The sequence below is a fragment of the Microbacterium gorillae genome (genome assembly GCF_000826185.2).
GTDB lineage: Bacteria > Actinomycetota > Actinomycetes > Actinomycetales > Microbacteriaceae > Microbacterium > Microbacterium gorillae.
Genome location: NZ_LN648874.1, coordinates 42218 through 59335 on the forward strand (window position 1 = coordinate 42218; position 17118 = coordinate 59335).

The 17118-nt window shown below is 69.3% G+C and carries 16 protein-coding genes and 1 tRNA gene; 15 read left to right on the plus strand and 2 right to left on the minus strand.

The window, feature by feature from the left end; all coding sequences use genetic code 11:
• Nucleotides 1-50 precede the first annotated feature (50 nt).
• Nucleotides 51-1295, plus strand: a complete 1245-nt coding sequence (gene hisS / locus BN1193_RS06010) for a histidine--tRNA ligase (RefSeq protein WP_040164863.1) — start codon at nt 51-53, stop codon at nt 1293-1295.
• Nucleotides 1296-1370: 75 nt separating this feature from the next.
• On the opposite strand, the gene BN1193_RS06015 is transcribed toward hisS, so the two are convergent.
• Entirely contained in the window at nt 1371-1841 is a 471-nt protein-coding gene (locus tag BN1193_RS06015; protein ID WP_040164865.1) for a DUF4442 domain-containing protein, read from the minus strand.
• Between the two features lie 82 nt (nt 1842-1923).
• Here BN1193_RS06015 and BN1193_RS06020 point away from each other — a divergent pair, with 82 nt between their 5' ends.
• The 10 genes from BN1193_RS06020 to BN1193_RS06065 all read left to right on the plus strand — a co-directional run bounded on the left by BN1193_RS06020 (nt 1924) and on the right by BN1193_RS06065 (nt 10496).
• A complete protein-coding gene (locus BN1193_RS06020; RefSeq protein WP_040164867.1) occupies nt 1924-2274 on the plus strand; it encodes a GntR family transcriptional regulator in 351 nt (116 codons plus the stop codon).
• Complete coding sequence (locus BN1193_RS06025) at nt 2271-3314, plus strand: DUF1648 domain-containing protein (RefSeq protein ID WP_052460495.1); 1044 nt, start codon at nt 2271-2273, stop codon at nt 3312-3314. The genes BN1193_RS06020 and BN1193_RS06025 overlap by 4 nt, the downstream gene beginning before the upstream one ends.
• Complete coding sequence (locus tag BN1193_RS06030) at nt 3307-4299, plus strand: CPBP family intramembrane glutamic endopeptidase (RefSeq protein WP_230206430.1); 993 nt, start codon at nt 3307-3309, stop codon at nt 4297-4299. Before BN1193_RS06025 ends, BN1193_RS06030 begins: the two co-directional genes overlap by 8 nt.
• 31 nt (nt 4300-4330) lie before the next feature.
• Nucleotides 4331-5005: an O-methyltransferase gene (locus BN1193_RS06035; protein ID WP_040164869.1), complete on the plus strand. Its 675-nt coding sequence runs from the start codon at nt 4331-4333 to the stop codon at nt 5003-5005.
• A gap of 97 nt (nt 5006-5102) precedes the next feature.
• Nucleotides 5103-6383 carry a phosphopyruvate hydratase gene (gene eno, locus BN1193_RS06040; protein ID WP_040164871.1) on the plus strand — a complete coding sequence of 427 codons (1281 nt, stop codon included), beginning with the start codon at nt 5103-5105 and terminating at the stop codon, nt 6381-6383.
• A 29-nt stretch (nt 6384-6412) separates the two neighbouring features.
• The gene (locus tag BN1193_RS06045; RefSeq protein ID WP_195907816.1) at nt 6413-7006 is read left to right on the plus strand and encodes a septum formation initiator family protein; all 594 of its coding nucleotides are present in this window, start codon (nt 6413-6415) and stop codon (nt 7004-7006) included.
• A 16-nt stretch (nt 7007-7022) separates the two neighbouring features.
• Nucleotides 7023-7541, plus strand: a complete 519-nt coding sequence (locus BN1193_RS06050) for a DUF501 domain-containing protein (RefSeq protein WP_040164875.1) — start codon at nt 7023-7025, stop codon at nt 7539-7541.
• Nucleotides 7538-8863, plus strand: coding sequence for a S8 family serine peptidase (locus tag BN1193_RS06055; protein WP_052460497.1), 1326 nt, complete (start codon nt 7538-7540; stop codon nt 8861-8863). Before BN1193_RS06050 ends, BN1193_RS06055 begins: the two co-directional genes overlap by 4 nt.
• 22 nt (nt 8864-8885) lie before the next feature.
• Complete coding sequence (locus BN1193_RS06060; RefSeq protein ID WP_040164877.1) at nt 8886-10367, plus strand: NAD(P)/FAD-dependent oxidoreductase; 1482 nt, start codon at nt 8886-8888, stop codon at nt 10365-10367.
• 55 nt (nt 10368-10422) lie between these two features.
• Nucleotides 10423-10496 (plus strand) — tRNA-Leu (locus BN1193_RS06065).
• 11 nt (nt 10497-10507) lie between these two features.
• Here the strand turns inward: BN1193_RS06065 and BN1193_RS06070 are convergent.
• On the minus strand, nt 10508-11326 hold the full coding sequence (locus BN1193_RS06070) for an ABC transporter six-transmembrane domain-containing protein (protein ID WP_094770311.1): 819 nt from the start codon (nt 11324-11326) through the stop codon (nt 10508-10510).
• A 478-nt stretch (nt 11327-11804) separates the two neighbouring features.
• Between BN1193_RS06070 and BN1193_RS06075 the strand changes: the two genes are divergently transcribed.
• The 4 genes from BN1193_RS06075 to BN1193_RS06090 all read left to right on the plus strand — a co-directional run bounded on the left by BN1193_RS06075 (nt 11805) and on the right by BN1193_RS06090 (nt 17079).
• Nucleotides 11805-13196: an HNH endonuclease signature motif containing protein gene (locus BN1193_RS06075; RefSeq protein WP_040164881.1), complete on the plus strand. Its 1392-nt coding sequence runs from the start codon at nt 11805-11807 to the stop codon at nt 13194-13196.
• A 631-nt stretch (nt 13197-13827) separates the two neighbouring features.
• The gene (locus BN1193_RS06080; RefSeq protein ID WP_040164882.1) at nt 13828-15051 is read left to right on the plus strand and encodes an alanine racemase; all 1224 of its coding nucleotides are present in this window, start codon (nt 13828-13830) and stop codon (nt 15049-15051) included.
• A gap of 54 nt (nt 15052-15105) precedes the next feature.
• On the plus strand, nt 15106-16419 hold the full coding sequence (locus BN1193_RS06085) for a D-arabinono-1,4-lactone oxidase (RefSeq protein WP_040164884.1): 1314 nt from the start codon (nt 15106-15108) through the stop codon (nt 16417-16419).
• A 90-nt stretch (nt 16420-16509) separates the two neighbouring features.
• Complete coding sequence (locus BN1193_RS06090; protein WP_040165560.1) at nt 16510-17079, plus strand: LemA family protein; 570 nt, start codon at nt 16510-16512, stop codon at nt 17077-17079.
• Nucleotides 17080-17118: the final 39 nt, after the last annotated feature.

Sequence of the window (17118 nt, forward strand, 5' to 3'; positions counted from 1 at the left end):
GGCCGAAGTGGAAGAATGGTCCGGTGCCTGCTGTGAACCCGCCGCGCGGAATGCGCGATTTCCTCCCCGCCGAGAAGTCCCGTCGCGAGCGCGTGCTCGCGGTCATTCGCGAGCGCTACCGTGCGCACGGGTTCGACGAGATCGAGACGCCGGTGATGGAGGACCACGCTCGGCTGCACTCCGGCATGGGTGGCGACAACGAGAAGCTGGCCTTCAACGTCCTCAAGCGCGGGCTGGCACCGGACGACGTCCGCGCTGCGGCGGAGGACCCGGCCGCGCTCAGCGACCTCGGTCTGCGCTTCGACCTGACCGTGCCGCTCGCCCGGTTCTACGCCACACACCGCGCGGAGCTGCCGACCGTCTTCCGTGCCGTGCAGATGGCGCCGGTGTGGCGCGCGGAGCGTCCGCAGAAAGGTCGCTACCGGCAGTTCATCCAGAGCGACATCGACATCATCGGCGACGCGACGTTCCGCGCCGAAGCGGAGCTCATCACCGCGACCCTCGACACGATCGACGCGCTCGGGCTGTCCGGCGTCTCCGTGCGCATCAACGACCGCCGCATCCTGGACGCCCTGCTGGATCACTTCGGCTTCACGCCGGAGGAGCGCCCGGGCGTCCTGATCACGATCGACAAGTTGGACAAGATCGGTCCGTCCGGGGTCGCGGCCGAGCTCCGCGAGCGCGGTGTGACGCCCGCGGCCGTGGACGCGTTCGAGACGTACCTGACGGCGCTGCAGCCGGCCGGGGCCTTCACGCGCGAGGGCATCGAGTCGGTGCTGCCTGCCGGCGTCGGCGCGGACGCGGTGTCCGACCTGCTCGCGATCGCCGAGGCGGTCGGGGCCGGACGCGAGGACGTGCCGTTCGAGTTCGATCCGTTCCTCGTGCGCGGCATGGGCTACTACACCGGCACGATCTTCGAGCTCGCCCACCCGAGCGTCGGCTACTCGCTGGCCGGTGGCGGCCGCTACGACGGCATGATCGGCCGCTTCCTCGGTCAGGACGTGCCGGCCGTCGGCTTCTCGATCGGCTTCGAGCGCATCGTGGATCTCCTGGAGGAGTCCGCCGCTGACACGTCGGACTCCGTCGTCCTGGTGCACGACAAGGACGTCCCGGTGTCCGAGCTCGTCGCACTGAAGACCTCGTTCGTCGCCGAGGGCGTCCGCGTCCGTCTGGAGCAGCGCACGAAGAATCTCAAGGCCCTGCTCGAGCGTGCGCACGCGGACGGTTACGGCCGCTTCGCCCTGGTCTCCGCCGGCACCCCCCGCGCCTCCATGGAGCTCAAGCCCCTCGCATAGCCGCGAAACACCCAAGCACGTCCGAAACCTCCCGCGTCGCGGGGTGTCTCGGACGTGCTTGGGTGTTTCGCGGGGTCAGGCGGGGCGGGACTGGGTCACGCGGCGCTTCTCGCGGACGTAGACCTCGCGGCGGACGTGCGCCACCACGTCGCCGGATGCATCGGTGATGTCGACGTCGAACCACTCCAGGACCTTGGCGCCGCCGTGCGCGCGCTCGCGGATCGCCGCCACGCGCTCCGGCGTCACCGTGTGCACGGCGGTGAGCGTGCCGCGTCCGGGTTTGACGAATTCGATCTCGCCCCGGGTGTCCCAGACCACGAAGTCCGAGCCGATCTGGTGCCGGACCAGCATGAAGAAGTACGGGTCGGTCATCGCCGACATGGACCCGCCGAACGCGGTCTTGACGTAGTTGCGCGTGAGGGGATTGACGGACAGTCGTGAGGTGGCGGTCGTCCAATCGGGGGAGTAGCGCACCCGGATGCCGGAGAACAGATTCGGGAACCAGGCGCTCATGCCGAAGCCGAGCAGGCGGGGAGTCATACGCATCCCTCCAGTCTCAGCATCGCCAGGCGAGATGCAAAGCGTTTGTACAGTTCCCTAGTTGTTCTAGTTGATCTAGAATCATCCCATGTTCGTGACGATCGACCCCACGCGGGAGGAACCCCTGTTCGCACAGGTGGCGTCCGCCGTGCGGCTGGAGATGGCCGAGGAGCGCCTGCGCCCCGGTGACCGGTTGCCGCCGGCGCGGGACCTCGCGACCTCGCTCGACGTCAACCTGCACACCGTGCTACGTGCCTACCAGGACCTCCGTGACGAGGGACTGGTGGAGATGCGCCGGGGCCGCGGGGCATCGGTGAGCGCCGCCGCCGGCGCGCTGAGCGAACTGAATCACGAGATCACCACCCTCGTCGCGAAGGCCGCGGCGCTGCACATCGACGTCGACACTCTGACGTCCCTGGTCAAGGAGGCCGCACGATGAACGCCATCGACATCGTCACCCGTCCGGAGGTGACTCGCGCGCGCACCGCGTTCGTCCTGGTGGGCGTCGCGCTGCCGCTGCTGGTCGGGTTCGTCGCGACGATCCTGCAGCTGCAGTGGCTGCCGGACCTCCCGTCCCCGGCCGCGACGCACTGGTCCGGCACCTCCGGCGCCCCGGACGGGTTCGGCCCGGCGTGGACGTACCCGGCGATGATGGGCGGGGTGACCGTCGGTCTCGTGCTGCTGCTGGCGTTGCCGGTTCTGATCGTCTCCGGCCGCGGTCGATGGGGTTGGGCGGCGCGATTCCTCGGCGCGAGCGCGCCGGCCGTCGTGGTGTTCCTCGCGATCGGCCTGACCGCCAGCGTCGCCATTCAGCGGGGTGTCCCGGACGCGCATGACGTGCGTGATCCCGGTTGGGAACTGCTGCTGGGCGCAATCGTCGCCGTCGTGGTGTTCGCCGGGGCCTGGTTCGCGCAGCCGAAGGTGGCGCCGGCGCCCGCGGCGGAGGCGGTCTCGGACACGCTCACTCTGCCGGAGCAGGCGCGTGCGGTGTGGACGCGGACGGTGTGGATCAGTCGCAGTGGACTGATCGGCCTCGGCATCGCGGTCATCGTTTCGGTGGTGGCGGCGATCTCGATCGCGGTCAGTGGAACGTCGACCGCGTGGATCCCGGCCGGACTGGCGGTGCTGATCGCCGTGATGGCGACGACGACGCTCGCCTTCCGCGTCACCGTGGACGCGCGGGGCCTGACCGTGCGGGCGCTCGTCGGTTGGCCCGTGTTCCGCATTCCGCTGCAGGACATGTCTGAGGTCGCGGCTACGGAGGTCTACCCGATGGCGGACTTCGGCGGCTGGGGAGTCCGCTTTGCCGGTGGCGGGCGCACGGGCGTCGTCCTGCGCGGGGGAGAGGCGCTGGAGGTGCGGCGTCGTTCCGGGCGTTCGCTGGTCGTCACCGTGGACGACGCGGAGCGTGCCGCCGCCGTCCTGGATGCACTTCGCCGACGTGGGGCCGGCGTGAGGAATGGGGAAGATCATGACTGAGATGACACCGATCGCGGACGGGTGGTCCGGGTCGAGGGAGCACGTGCGGTGGGGGGCGGTCGGGCTGTTCGTCCTGATCTCGTTCGGCCTGGCGTGGCTGGTGATGCTGCCGGCATGGCTGAGCGGGGGACTGCAGAACCCGTTCTTCACGGTGATGGCGAGCGCGATGATGTTCACGCCGCTGATCGCGACGTTCATCGTCAGCGCGGTGATGAAGGTGCCGGGACGCCCGCGGCTGCGTGCGTTGGGATGGTGGCCGCTGCGGCCCGTGGGGCGGTTCCTCACCATGCTGGCGATCGGCTTGTTCGGGACGATGGTTCTCGCCCTGGTCGCGATGGGAGTGGCGGTCGCGTTCGGATGGCTGCACATCGACGTGGACCACTCCGCGTTCGCGGTCTCGATCACCTCCGCGGTGCCGAAGGGCACCCCGTTGCCGCCGCTGGCGCTGCTGGCCGTGCTGCAACTGGTCAACGTGCCCATCGGCGCGGTGATCAACTCGTTCCTCACCGTCGGTGAGGAGACCGGCTGGCGCGGTTTCCTGTTGCCCGCGCTGCGGCCGCTCGGCACCTGGCCGTCGCTGCTGCTCTCCGGTGCCATCTGGGGCCTCTGGCACGCGCCGGTGATCCTGCTCGGTTACAACTTCAACCGGCCGAACCTCGCGGGCCTCGGCCTGATGGTGCTCGGCTGCATGGCGACTGGTACCTGGCTCGGCTGGCTGCGGATGCGCAGCGGGTCGATCTGGCCCGGCGTGCTCGCGCATGGCACGCTCAACGCGATCGCCCGATTGCCGCTCCTGCTCGCGTCCACGGCGCTGCCCGCGGATCCGGCCCTCATGTCGACCCTCGGTGCGTCCGGCGTCATCGTGTTCGTCATCGTCGCCGTGATCCTCACTGTGACGCGGCAGATGCGCTGGGTCGAGGCGTCCGCGCCGAGTCCCGTCTCACCGGAACCGATTCGGCCACCGGTCGCCACGGCACCCCATTGATCGGGGGGCGTCCGGTCGTCAGGCTGGGACCATGACCGCTTCGACACCGGACGCCTGGGCCCGCGTTGACGATTTCCTCGCCGACCTGTTCGTCGGCGAGGATCGGGACCTCGACCGGGCGCTCGCGGCGCAGCACGCGGCGGGGCTGCCCGAGATCGAGGTCGCTCCGGTGGCGGGCAAGCTGCTGCAGCTGCTGGTCCGGATCTCCGGCGCCCGCCGGGTGCTGGAGATCGGCACGCTGGGCGGGTACTCCACGATCCAACTCGCCCGCGCGGTCGGCCCGGGTGGGCATGTGGTCACGGTCGAGGCGGAGGCGGACAACGCCGCGGTCGCTCGATCGAGCATCGACGCCGCCGGGGTCGGTGAACGCGTGGACATCCGCATCGGCCGGGGCGAGGACGTCCTGCCGACGCTCGTGGATGAGGACCCGTTCGATCTCGTCTTCATCGACGCCGACAAGGAGTCCAACACGCTGTACCTCGACTGGGCCGCCCGGCTCGGACGTACCGGAACCGTGGTGGTCCTGGACAACATCGGCCGCGATGGCGAGATCACGAACGCCGACACCACGGACACGAAGGTCCAGGGCACGATCGCCGCGCTGCGCATGCTCGCCGAGGACCCGCGCTTCGACGCAACCGCGATGCAGACCGTCGGCCTGAAGGGCTGGGATGGTTTCGCGCTGGCGAGGATCACCCGTTCTTGACGTCTCCGACGGTGATGGCGGCCGGTCCTACTCACTAGACTGGCGACGGACCGACGACGCTCCACCCAACCCTTTCCCACGATGAAGGAGTACCCACGTGGCATTGATCGAGGCTGTAGGCGCACGCGAGATCCTGGACTCCCGCGGCAACCCGACCGTTGAGGTGGAGGTTCTGCTCGAGGACGGCATCGTCCAGCGCGCAGCCGTCCCCTCCGGTGCGTCCACCGGTGCATTCGAGGCGTACGAGCTCCGCGACGGCGACAAGTCCCGCTACGGCGGTAAGGGCGTGCTGAAGGCCGTCGACGCCGTGCTTGACGAACTCGGCCCGGCCGTTGAGGGCATCGATGCCAGCGAGCAGCGCATCGTCGATGAGATCCTCAACGCCACGGACGGCACCGAGAACAAGAAGCGCGTCGGCGCGAACGCCATCCTCGGCGTCAGCCTCGCGGTCGCCAAGGCCGCTGCGGATTCCGCCGACCTGCCCCTGTTCCGCTACCTCGGCGGTCCGAACGCGCACGTGCTGCCCGTTCCACTGCTGAACGTCATCAACGGTGGCGCGCACGCCGACACGGGTGTGGACATGCAGGAGTTCTTCCTCGTCCCGCACGGTGCGGACACGTTCGCCGACGCCCTGCGCTGGGGTGCCGAGACCTACCACGTGCTCAAGAGCGAGCTGAAGGCTGGCGGCTACGCGACCGGTCTCGGTGACGAGGGAGGCTTCGCCCCCGACCTGCCCAGCAACCGCGGTGCGCTGGACTTCCTGATGGCGGCGATCGAGAAGGCCGGCTTCAAGCCGGGGACGGACATCGCCGTAGGCCTGGACGTCGCTTCAACCGAGTTCTACTCCGACGGTACCTACGCGTTCGAGGGCAAGAAGCTGACCTCCGACGAGCTCATCGCGTACTACGGCGAGCTCGTCGCGAACTACCCGCTGGTCTCGATCGAGGACGGCCTGGCTGAGGACGACTGGGACGGCTGGAAGGCGCTCACTGACGCGCTCGGCTCGAAGGTCCAGCTGGTCGGGGACGACCTGTTCGTAACGAACCCCAAGCGCCTCGCCGACGGCATCAAGAAGGGCGTCGCCAACTCGCTGCTGGTCAAGGTCAACCAGATCGGCACGCTCACCGAGACGCTGGACGCGGTGTCGCTGGCGCAGCGTTCGGGTTACACGGCGATGCTCTCGCACCGCTCCGGTGAGACCGAGGACACCACGATCGCCGACCTCGCGGTGGCGACGAACTGCGGCCAGATCAAGTCCGGTGCGCCTGCTCGGTCGGACCGCGTCGCGAAGTACAATCAGCTTCTGCGCATCGAAGAGGAACTGGGTGAGGCGGCCGTGTTCGCCGGCCGCTCCGCGTTCCCGCGATACCAGGGCTGACCTGCAGTAAACGTCCGAGAGGGGAGATCATGGCCAAACGTCCGGATCTCCCCTCTCTGCTGTCCGCCGCGCCCGACGCCCCCAAAAGCCGCACCGCGGAAGCTCGCGCGACGGCTTCGCGGCGAACCACCCGCGGACCCGGTGGTGCACGGGCCGTGGACGTCCGCGAGTGGCTCGGCGGCATCCGTCTGTCCGCCTTCATGATGATCATGCTCGGGCTGGTGCTCGTGGCCGTCCTCGTGCTGGTGCCGACGATCGCCACGTTCATCGACCAGCGGCAGCGGATCGTCTCGTTGCAGAACGCCGTGCAGGTCGCGCAGTCCCGGGTCGATGAGCTGTCCGCGGAGCGCGATCGCTGGCACGACAAGGCCTACATCACCACGCAGGCCCGCGAGCGGCTGTACTACGTCGAGCCGGGCGAGGTCGTCTTCCTGGTCGTCGACGACCGCGACCCCGCGAAGCAGCCGGCGGAGCAGAAGCCCGTCAGCGACACCGTCCAGCAGGCCGACGGCGACTGGATGGCCAACCTGTTGCGTACGGTCACCGATTCCGGGTTGGCCAAGACGGCGGTTCCCGAGCAGACGGGATCGACCCCGGCCCCGAAGCCGTCGCCCAGCGAGTGACCGGTAGCCTGGAGCGGTGACCACCCCGCCCTTCGCCCCCGTCCGCCCCGTCGACCTCGAGGTCATGAGCGAGCAGCTCGGGCGGCCCGTCCGGGATGTGGTCGGCATCGCCGCACGATGCGTGTGCGGCAACCCGACGGTGGTCAGCACCGCGCCGCGCCTGGCGGACGGTTCGCCGTTCCCGACCTTCTACTACCTGACCCACCCGGGCGCGACGATCGCCATGTCCCAGCTCGAGGCCGAGGGCGTCATGGCGGAGTTCACCACGATGCTGGCAGAGGACGAGGACCTCGCGGAACGGTATCGCGGCGCGCACGAGGCGTTCCTGGCCGATCGGGCGCAGTTCGGTGCGGTGCCGGAGATCGAGGGCATCTCCTCCGGCGGCATGCCGACGCGCGTGAAGTGCCTGCACGCCGTGGCCGCGCACGCGCTCGCCGCGGGGCCCGGGGTGAACCCCTTCGGTGACCTCGCTCTGGAACGAGCGAGCTGGTCGCCGGATCGTTGCGTCTGCGCGGATCCCGGCCGAGCGGCATGATCCGACGGGCGGCCGCTGTGCTGCTGGCGCTGGTCGCCGGCAGCCTGGTGCTGCCCGCCGCCGCTCCCGCCGCCCTGGCCGTACCCGCGGTGTCGGCGCCCACCCCGAGCGCATCCCCGAGTCCCACGCCCACCGGAGATCCGGTGCGGCTGGCGGAGTACTGGTTGAAGGACTACGGCATCGAGGAGGCGTGGAAGACGACCAAGGGCGCCGGGCAGCGGATCGCCGTGATCGACACCGGCGTCGCCCACGTGCCCGAACTCGACGGCGCCGTCGCGGACGGCACGGACTTCTCCGGTGTCGGTGCGCCCGACGGGCGAACGCCGGTCGGAGTGAAGGACATCAATCACGGCACCCTGGTCGCCTCGGTGGCGGTCGGTCGGGGGACCGGCCCGGACACCGGCATGATCGGCGTGGCCCCGGAGGCGGATGTGCTCGCGATCTCGACGAGCCTCGGTGCGGCGGCGAGCGTGCCGATCACCAAGCAGATCGCGGAGGCGATGAAGTGGGCCGTCGATCACGGTGCGACGGTCATCAACCTGTCCTTCACGACGAACACCCTGACCTGGGATCAGTCGTGGGACGATGCGTTCCAGTACGCGTTCGACCACGACGTGGTCGTCGTCGTGGCGGCCGGAAATCGGGGGAGCGGGACGAAGTCGGTGGGCGCCCCGGCGACCATTCCGGGCGTGCTCACGGTCGCCGGCGTTGACCCGAAGGGAGTCGCGAGCGAGCGCTCCTCCACGCAGGGCATCACAATCGGCGTGGCCGCTCCGAGTGAGGACCTGCGCGGGGTCGACAAGGACGGCAAGGTGATCTCCTGGGACGGAACCAGCGGTGCCGCCCCGATCGTCGCCGGAATCGTCGCGCTCGTCCGCGCCGCGCACCCGGACCTCGATGCGAACAACGTGATCAACCGCATCCTCGTCACGGCGAAGCCCGTCACCGGCGGCGGCAACCTGACGCAGGCGCTGTACGGACACGGACTCGTCGATGCGAATGCCGCGGTCAATGCGACCGGGATCGCTTCGGTGGATGAGAACCCGATGGGCTCGCTGAAGGACTGGGTCAAGCTCTATCGCCGAGCGGCCGCGCCGACGCCCACACCGGGGCAGTCCGTCGCGCCTGTCGAGATCGAGCCGCTGCCGGCCGCAGACCCGCCGCTGAACGGCGGGACACCGTTGCTGCCGTCGCGGGACTCGATCCTCTACGGGACCGTCCCGCTCATCGCTGTGACTTTGCCTGGTATCCTGGTAGTGCTCGGCGTCACTGCTGCTGCCCGAAGCATCCGGTCGGCGCGTTCTCGCACGCCGAGCAAGTGATCACTCAAGGAGTTTTACTTCCGTGCCCAAGATTCTCATTGTCGGTGGCGGTTACGCGGGCTTTTACACCGCGTGGAAGTTGGAGAAGCACCTGCGCAAGGGTGAGGCCGAGGTCATCCTCGTCGATCCCCTGTCGTACATGACGTATCTCCCCTTCCTGCCCGAGGTGGCGGCCGGCTCGATCGAGCCCCGCCACGCGGTCGTCGCCCACCGGCGTCACCTCAAGAAGACCACCGTCATCAACGCGAAGGTCACCGGTCTGGACCACGCGAACAAGACCGCGACCATCACGCCCGAGGACGGCGAGCCGTGGGAGCTGCAGTACGACCAGGTGGTCGTGACCGCCGGTTCCGTCTCGCGCACCTTCCCGATCCCGGGTATCGCGGACGGGGCGATCGGTCTGAAGTCGATCGAGGAGGCCGTCGCGATCCGCGACCGCATCATCACGAACTTCAACCGTGCCGCCGCCCTGCCGGCCGGTCCGGAGCGTGAGCGTCTGCTCACCGTCGTCGTCGTCGGCGGTGGTTTCGCCGGGATCGAGACGCTCGGCGAGCTGCGCTCGTTCGCGTCCGCGCTGCTGAAGGACTACCCGCAGCTGTCGTTCGAAGAGACCCACTTCCACCTCATCGAGGCGATGGGGCGGATCATGCCCGAGGTCTCGCTGGAGACGAGCGAGTGGGTGCTGAAGGACCTCGCCAAGCGCGGCGCCTACGTTCACCTGGACACCCAGGTCAAGGACGCCACCGACGGCAACGTCGGCCTGTCCAACGGCGATGTCATCCCCGCGGACCTGATCATCTGGACCGCCGGTGTGATGGCCAACCCGCAGGTCGTGCGTTCCTCGGGCCTGCCCGCGGACGAGCGCGGTCGCATCACCACTCAGGCGGACCTCCGCGTCATCGACGCCGACAAGAACGTCGTCGAGGGTGCCTGGAGCGCCGGTGACGTCGCGGCGGTTCCGGACCTCACGGGCGGCGGCGTCGGCGGCTTCTGCGTGCCGAACGCTCAGCACGCCGTGCGTCAGGCGAAGCTTCTCGCGAAGAACCTCGTCGCGACGCTCCGTGGCGACAAGCCCGTGGACTACTTCCACAAGAACCTCGGCGCGGTGGCCGGACTCGGCCTCTACGACGGTGTGTTCCAGTCCGGCAAGTTCGCGCTCAAGGGCTTCGTGGCGTGGGTCGCTCACCGCGGCTACCACGGTCTCGCGATGCCGTCGTGGGAGCGCAAGTGGCGCGTGATCTGGGACTGGTGGAACAACTTCTGGCTCGGCCGCGACATCGCGACGATGGAGAAGGTCCAGCAGCCGCGTGAGTTCTTCGAGGAGTTCGCCTCCCGCCCGAAGCCCGCTGTCGCAGCGGCTCCGGCCGAGGCCCCGAAGGCTGAAGCGCCGAAGGCGGACGCTCCCAAGGCGGATGCGCCGAAGGTCGAGGTGAAGCCGGAGAAGGCTGCGAAGTCCACCGGAAAGCCGAAGGCCGAGAAGGTCAGCGCCGCGAAGGCCAAGTAGAAGATGACGTCGACGGCGGCGGGACTGTGAGGTCCCGCCGCCGTCGTCGTCTCCCGCCCCCATAGCCCAACCGGCAGAGGCAGGCGACTTAAACTCGCCACAGTCTGGGTTCGAATCCCAGTGGGGGCACGTTCGCCGGGTCAGTCGTCGACCGCCAGACGGCGGCGGATGTCGCGCAGTCGCAGGACTTCCGGCCACGTCGCCGGCAGGAGGGCCGCGGCCGCGGAGAACTCGAACACGTACAGAACGAGCGAGAGCGCAGCGCCCTCGTCTATCGCGGATCGGACGGCGATGATGATCGCGAGCACCTGCAACGCGACCGTCAGCAGCATCGCGAGGCCGTACGTCACGGTGTCGAGGTCGGACAGCCGGATCAGCCAACCGTTCAGCAGCCCGACGTGGCGGCGGGACGCCGTGCGGTCCTCGCGGGCGAGCACTGATACCTGCCGTTCCGCCTCGTCGTTGTAGCCCCGGTTCAGGCGCATCATGAGCCGGGACGTGATCGCGTATTCGAGGACGATGAGCACGCTCATCCCGAGCGCGGCGGCGAACACGGGGAGACTGAGCGTGGCGAGGAAGACGAGGGAGCCGAGAAACAACGCTGCGGCCCCGATCACCTCCGGCAGCGTGTATTCCAGGAAGTCCACGGCTTCGCGCAGCATGTTCACGCGGGCGGTGCGCGTCGAGAGGTCCGTCTCCTGGTCATAGGCCTGCGTGACGAGGCGCGCGTACACGGCCGCGTGCAGGCGCGCGTCCAGGATGCGGCGGAGCGCGGCGACCAGCATCGTCGCGACCCCGACCGTGGCGAACACGATGATGCCGGTGGTGCGGCCGTCGGCGAGGTCCTCCAGCGCGGAGCCGATGAGCAGAGGCGCGAGGACGCCGCCGATCGCGCCGAGCAGGACCAGCATCCATGACCCCACGGCGCGCGCCCGGAACCCCGCCAGCATTCGCCACATGAGCCGACCGTACGTCCCGCGCCGCCGTCGGCCCGTACCGAGATTCCACAGCCGGATACCGTGCCCGCACGCCTTCTCCTGCGTCCTGCGTTCGTGGCGGGGCTGGGTTTCTTCCGCTCAGACGACACGGGTTCCGCGGGTGGTTCCGTTGTCGTGTCGGCGCTCGGATCCGGGGTGGTTGGGTCGGGTGCGCTCGGCCGTGCGGGGGTGGGGTTGCTGCCGCGCCTCGGCTTCTCGGCAGGGCTGAGTTTCCCGCGGCTTAAGACTGCCCGGTGGATGGTCGCGTTCCGGACGCCGGCTCGCGTTCCACATCGGGGCCGCGCCGACGATCGTTGGACAGGCGTCAGCGAGACGAAAATGCGGTGAGCTGCGGGGCGGGATCGGGGGTGAGAGAAACCTCATCTCCACAGGCTGAAATCCATCCACAGCCTGGGATATTCAACGTCGAATGTCGGTGCCCCGGCGTAAAATATGGGTTATGAACACGACGATGGAACGGACCCGGGAAACGATGGCACACGCCGTCGCCGACCTCCGCTCCATCCTCACCTCCGGCACCCTCGACACCGCCGACCGGGACGACGTTCTCGGGTTCATGATCGGGGTCGGAGACCTGTATCGGCAGGTCGAAGCCACCCTGGTGATCGGCACCGGTGTGATCGAGAAGCGCTCCGCCACGGCGGAGCGCTTCGACGTTTCGAGCGACTGCCGCAGTGCGAACGAAGTCCTGCAACGCACCACCGGTGCCGCCCCCACCACCGTCAAGCGATGGAGCCGCCTGGCCGCGACGATCAAGCCGGAGCGCACGCTTGCGTCGGGTGAGGTGCGGCCAGCAGAGTTCCCCGCCCTCCGTGAGGCGCTTACCACCGGTGCGATCGGGGCGGACGGGCTGGAAGCCGCGACCCGGCCCCTGCGGGAGATCAAGGACCGCGTCGATCCGGCCGATCTCGCGGAGGTCGATGAGGTTCTCGCCGCGATGACAACGACGACCGGTGCGCCGGTGATGTGCGACACCCTCCGGGACGCTTCCCTCCGGCTCGCCACCGACCTGGACCTCACCGGCGCCGAGGATGAAGAAGAGAAGGCGTTCCGAGGGCGGGCCCTGCGGCTCGGCGCCAAGCGCAACGGGCTCGTCCCCATCACCGGTCAACTCATCCCTGACGTCGCCGGTGCGCTCTCCGTCCTGCTGGATTCGATCAACAACCCCCACGGCCAGCCCGCCGGGGTGAAGTTCCAGCCCAGCGAGGACACCGACGAGAACCCGGACGTCCGGACGATGGCTCAGCGCAACCACGACGCGCTCGGCACCATCCTCGCCGCCGTCCCCAACGCTCCCGACATGCCGACGAACGGCGGCGGCGCACCCGTGCTCGTGATCCACGCGACCGAAGACACCGTCCGTGCCGGTGAGGGCTGGGCCACCATCCCCGGGGCCGATGCCACCGGGACGGATGTGCCGGTGCCGTTCGCCGCGGCGAAGCATGTCGGATGCTGTGGCACGGTCCAGCACCTCACGTCCGCGAAGAACGGGCGGATCGTGAAGCTCACCATCGACAAGCGGGTGTTCAACACCGACCAGCGCCGCGCGATCAGCCACCGCGACCGGTCCTGCGTCATCCCCGGATGCCACACACCGGCACGGTGGTGCGAAATCCACCACGTCACCGGATGGGCGCAAGGTGGTGAGACGGATGTCGATAACGGGGTGCTGATCTGCTGGCACCACCATCGGTTCATCGACCGAATGGGGTGGGGCATCCGGATGACCGACGGCGTCCCGGAAGTGCGACCACCAGACTGGATCGACCCCACACAATCCTGGCAACCCACCGGCCCACGGGCCGTGGGACTGCCGAAGCGGGGTGCGTGATGTCCGGGGAGAACTCCGCCGACACCACGCCCGCCCAGCACCTCCCGACGGTTCGACCCGCTGGTGCTCGCCTAGCGCCCGGAAATGGGGTCGTCACCGGGATCGCGACCGGTATCGGGATCGTGATCGGTGTCGGGATGGTGGCCGAGGGCGGGGTGGCAACCGGTGGGGTGGTGGCCACCTCAGGGACGCGAGCCGGCGACGGGAGTCGATCCCTGGCGGACGGTCTTAAGCCGAAAACGCGACCCCGCCGGAACTCGCAGCGCCGAACGCAAAGCACCCACGCCACCCCGAGCGCACTCGACGCAACCACCCCGACATCCGCGCGCCGACAGGCGAATCGAACCGCCCCGACAACCCGTGTCGTCTTAAGCGAAATGAACGCGACAACGCCGGAACGAGAGACGACCACCTCCGTCCCGCACGGAGCGATGTTTCGTCGAGCGCGCGCTCACCCAGCGACCGGGACCGCGACCAGGCGTCGGCATGCGAAACGAGCCGCCCTCAAAGCCGGTGTCGTCTTCAGCCACAGGAACGCGGTACACGCGATGACCACGCCCGCCGCGACCGACGCGCGAGAAGTGCGCCGCCGCTCGCCAGAGGGCGCCCCCGTCCGTAGGCTGGCGATGTGATGCATCTCACCGCGTCGACCCCACCAACCCCCCACTGGGACCAGCCGAACGAGTTCTGGCCGACCCTCACGGACGCCACCGCGCACCTGGCCGCCCCGGTCGTTGTCCTATCCCACGAGGCGCTCGTCCACAACGCGATGGACATGCTCGTCCGCGCCGGCGGCGCCCCCATCCGCGTCGCGTCGAAGTCGATCCGCGTCCGCCAGGCACTGACGGCACTCCTGGAACTTCCCGGGTACCAGGGAATCCTCGCCTTCACCCTCGCGGAGGCGCTCTGGCTCGCCCGCGAGCACGACGACATCGTCCTCGGCTACCCGACGGTCGACCGGCACGCGCTCGCACAGCTCATCGCCGATGAGGACCTCGCCCGACGGATCACGCTGATGATCGATGACGAGGCGCAACTCGATCTCATCGACAGCATCGCGGCCCCCGGCCGTCGCGCGCCGATCCGCGTCGCGATCGACGCCGACGCTTCCTGGCAGGCGCCCGGCCTCGGCCACGTGGGCGTCCGCCGCAGCCCGATCTTCACCCCCGACCAGGCAGCCGCCCTGGCTCGAAGCATCGCCGCGCGGCCGGGCATCGACGTGGTCGGCGTGATGATGTACGAAGCGCAGATCGCGGGCCAGGGCGACGCCACCGGCTCCGGTGACGGCGTGATCCGCTGGATGCAGAAGCGCTCCGGCTCCGAACTGCGCGATCGACGTGCCGCCATCGTCCGCGCGGTCCGCGCGGTCGCGGACCTCGAGTTCGTCAACGGCGGCGGCACCGGGTCACTGGAGTACACCTCCGACGACGTCGCCGTCACCGAGGTCACCGCCGGCTCCGGCCTGTTCGGGGGACACCTCTTCGACGGCTACCGCGCCTTCACGCCGGCCCCGGCGGCATCGTTCGCCTTCGACGTGGTCCGCAAGCCGTTGCCGGACATCGCGACGGTCCTCGGCGGCGGCTGGATCGCGTCCGGACCGCCGGTCGCGTCCCGCCAACCACGGCCGGTCTGGCCCACGGGCCTCGCGATGCAGCCGCGCGAAGGCGCGGGCGAAGTGCAGACCCCGCTGCGCGGCGAGAACGCACGGGCTCTGGCGGCGGGGGACCGGGTCTGGTTCCGCCACGCGAAGAGCGGTGAGGGGTCGGAGCGCGTCGCCTCCTACCACCTGGTCGCCGACGGCGCCGTCGTCGACGAGCTGCCGACCTATCGGGGCGAGGGCAAGGCGTTCCTCTGAGCCCGAAGCCCTCGGATAGCATCAGGTTCGGAACTCCAACGGAAGGCAGGCGCGGTGACTCGACCCGGCGGCGAATGGCAGAACTGGGGCCGGAGCGCGCACGTGCGTCCGCAGATCTTCGAACGCCCGCGGACGCCGGAGGCCGTTCAGCGCGCCGTCCTGGCCGCACGCCAGCGCGGCCTGATCATCAAGGCCGTCGGCGCGGGCCACTCGTTCACCGGCATCGCCGTCGCCCCCGGCGTACTCCTTGACCTGAGCGATATGTCCGGCATCGTCTCGGTGGACCGCGAACGCTCCTACGTCACGCTGCTCGCCGGCACCCGCCTGCACCAGGTCCCCGCGCTCCTGGCCCCCTACGGCCTTGCGATGGAGAACCTCGGCGACATCGACCGCCAGTCGATCTCCGGCGCCATCTCGACCGGCACGCACGGCACCGGTGCGGGCTTCGGCGGCATCGCGACCCAGGTCGTCGGCGTCACCGTCATCACGGCGGCCGGGGAATTCCGCCGCATCGACGAGGACCACGACCCGCACCTCCTCGGCGCTTTCGCCCTCGGCCTCGGGGCGCTCGGCATCCTCGTCGAGGTGACGCTGCGCTGCGTCCCGGCCTTCGTCATGCACGAGCTGGACCGACCAGAGCCGCTCGAGGAGGTGCTGGACGGCGTCCTGGACCGCATCACGAACGTGGACCACTTCGAGTTCTACTGGTTCCCGCACACGGACATCGCGCTGACGAAGACCACGACCCGCCTGCCGGAGAGCGCGAAGCGCAAGCCGCTCCCGCCCGTCGGGAAATGGATCGACGAGACCCTGCTCTCGAACGGCCTGTACCGCGTGGTGTGCGGCGCCGCGTCCGCCGTGCCCGCGATCGCGCCCGGATTCAACCGCCTCGCCGTCCGCCTCACGGGGGACCGGGAGTACACCGACCGCTCGTTCAAAGTCCTCACGCAGAGCCGAACCGTGCGCTTCCGCGAGATGGAGTACGCCCTGCCGGCCGAGCACGTTCCGGCCGCCTTCCGCGCCGTGCAGGCGCTCATCGCCGAGCGCGGCTGGCGCATCACCTTCCCCGTGGAGGTGCGCTTCGCCGCCGCGGACGACCTGTGGCTGTCCACCGCCCACGGCCGAGCCACCGGGTACATCGCCGTGCACCGGTACTGGCGCGAGGACCCGACCGAGTACTTCACCGCCGTCGAGGCGATCATGCGCACCTTCGGCGGCCGCCCGCACTGGGGGAAGATGCACACCCGCGATGCCGCATCGCTGCGAGAGGCCTACCCGCGCTTCGACGACTTCATCACACTGCGCGACGAGGTCGATCCCGACCGACGCTTCCGCAACCGCCACCTGGATCGCATCCTCGGCGCCTGAGACGGCACCGAGGGCCCTGTGAGAATCCGGTGAGCCCGATTCCCGCGGTTAGGATTGACGGGAAGTAGAGGGGATCCTTCGAACATGGACATGCTTGCTTGGCTCATTCCAGTCATCGTCGTCGTGGTGGTGGTCGCGGCCATCGGCATCTACCTGTGGGCCACCTACAACTCCCTCGTCCAGCTCAACGTCCGCGTTGACGAGGCGTGGAGCGACATCACCGTGCAGCTGAAGCGTCGTGCGGACATGATCCCGAGCCTCGTGGAGACGGTGAAGGGCTACGCCGCCCATGAACGCTCGGTCTTCGAGAACGTCACGCAGGCGCGCGCCGAGACGCTGAACGCCTCCGGACCCGCGGCCGCGGGAGTCGCCGAGGGGCACCTGGAGCAGGCGCTGAAGAGCCTGTTCGCGGTCGCCGAGGCGTATCCGCAGCTGCAGGCCAGCCAGAATTACCTCCAGCTGCAGCAGGCGATCGTCGACACCGAGGACAAGATCCAGGCCTCGCGCCGGTTCTACAACGGCGGCGTGCGCGAGCTGAACACGAAGATCAAGGTGTTCCCGAACAACCTCTTCGCCCGCAACCTCGGCTTCTCCGAGCGCGAGTTCTTCGAGGTCGTCGACGGCGCGAACGTCTCCGAGCCGCCCCGCATCCAGTTCTGAATCACGCCCGCGCCGCATGCCGGTGCGCGCATTCGTCCA

Coding starts and splice junctions, on each gene's coding strand:
- hisS (WP_040164863.1), top strand. CDS start 51: ATGCGCGATTTCCTCCCCGCCGAGAAGTCCCGTCGCGAGCGCGTGCTC.
- BN1193_RS06015 (WP_040164865.1), bottom strand. CDS start 1,841: ATGCGTATGACTCCCCGCCTGCTCGGCTTCGGCATGAGCGCCTGGTTC.
- BN1193_RS06020 (WP_040164867.1), top strand. CDS start 1,924: ATGTTCGTGACGATCGACCCCACGCGGGAGGAACCCCTGTTCGCACAG.
- BN1193_RS06025 (WP_052460495.1), top strand. CDS start 2,271: ATGAACGCCATCGACATCGTCACCCGTCCGGAGGTGACTCGCGCGCGC.
- BN1193_RS06030 (WP_230206430.1), top strand. CDS start 3,307: ATGACTGAGATGACACCGATCGCGGACGGGTGGTCCGGGTCGAGGGAG.
- BN1193_RS06035 (WP_040164869.1), top strand. CDS start 4,331: ATGACCGCTTCGACACCGGACGCCTGGGCCCGCGTTGACGATTTCCTC.
- BN1193_RS06045 (WP_195907816.1), top strand. CDS start 6,413: ATGGCCAAACGTCCGGATCTCCCCTCTCTGCTGTCCGCCGCGCCCGAC.
- BN1193_RS06055 (WP_052460497.1), top strand. CDS start 7,538: ATGATCCGACGGGCGGCCGCTGTGCTGCTGGCGCTGGTCGCCGGCAGC.
- BN1193_RS06070 (WP_094770311.1), bottom strand. CDS start 11,326: ATGTGGCGAATGCTGGCGGGGTTCCGGGCGCGCGCCGTGGGGTCATGG.
- BN1193_RS06075 (WP_040164881.1), top strand. CDS start 11,805: ATGAACACGACGATGGAACGGACCCGGGAAACGATGGCACACGCCGTC.
- BN1193_RS06080 (WP_040164882.1), top strand. CDS start 13,828: ATGCATCTCACCGCGTCGACCCCACCAACCCCCCACTGGGACCAGCCG.
- BN1193_RS06090 (WP_040165560.1), top strand. CDS start 16,510: ATGCTTGCTTGGCTCATTCCAGTCATCGTCGTCGTGGTGGTGGTCGCG.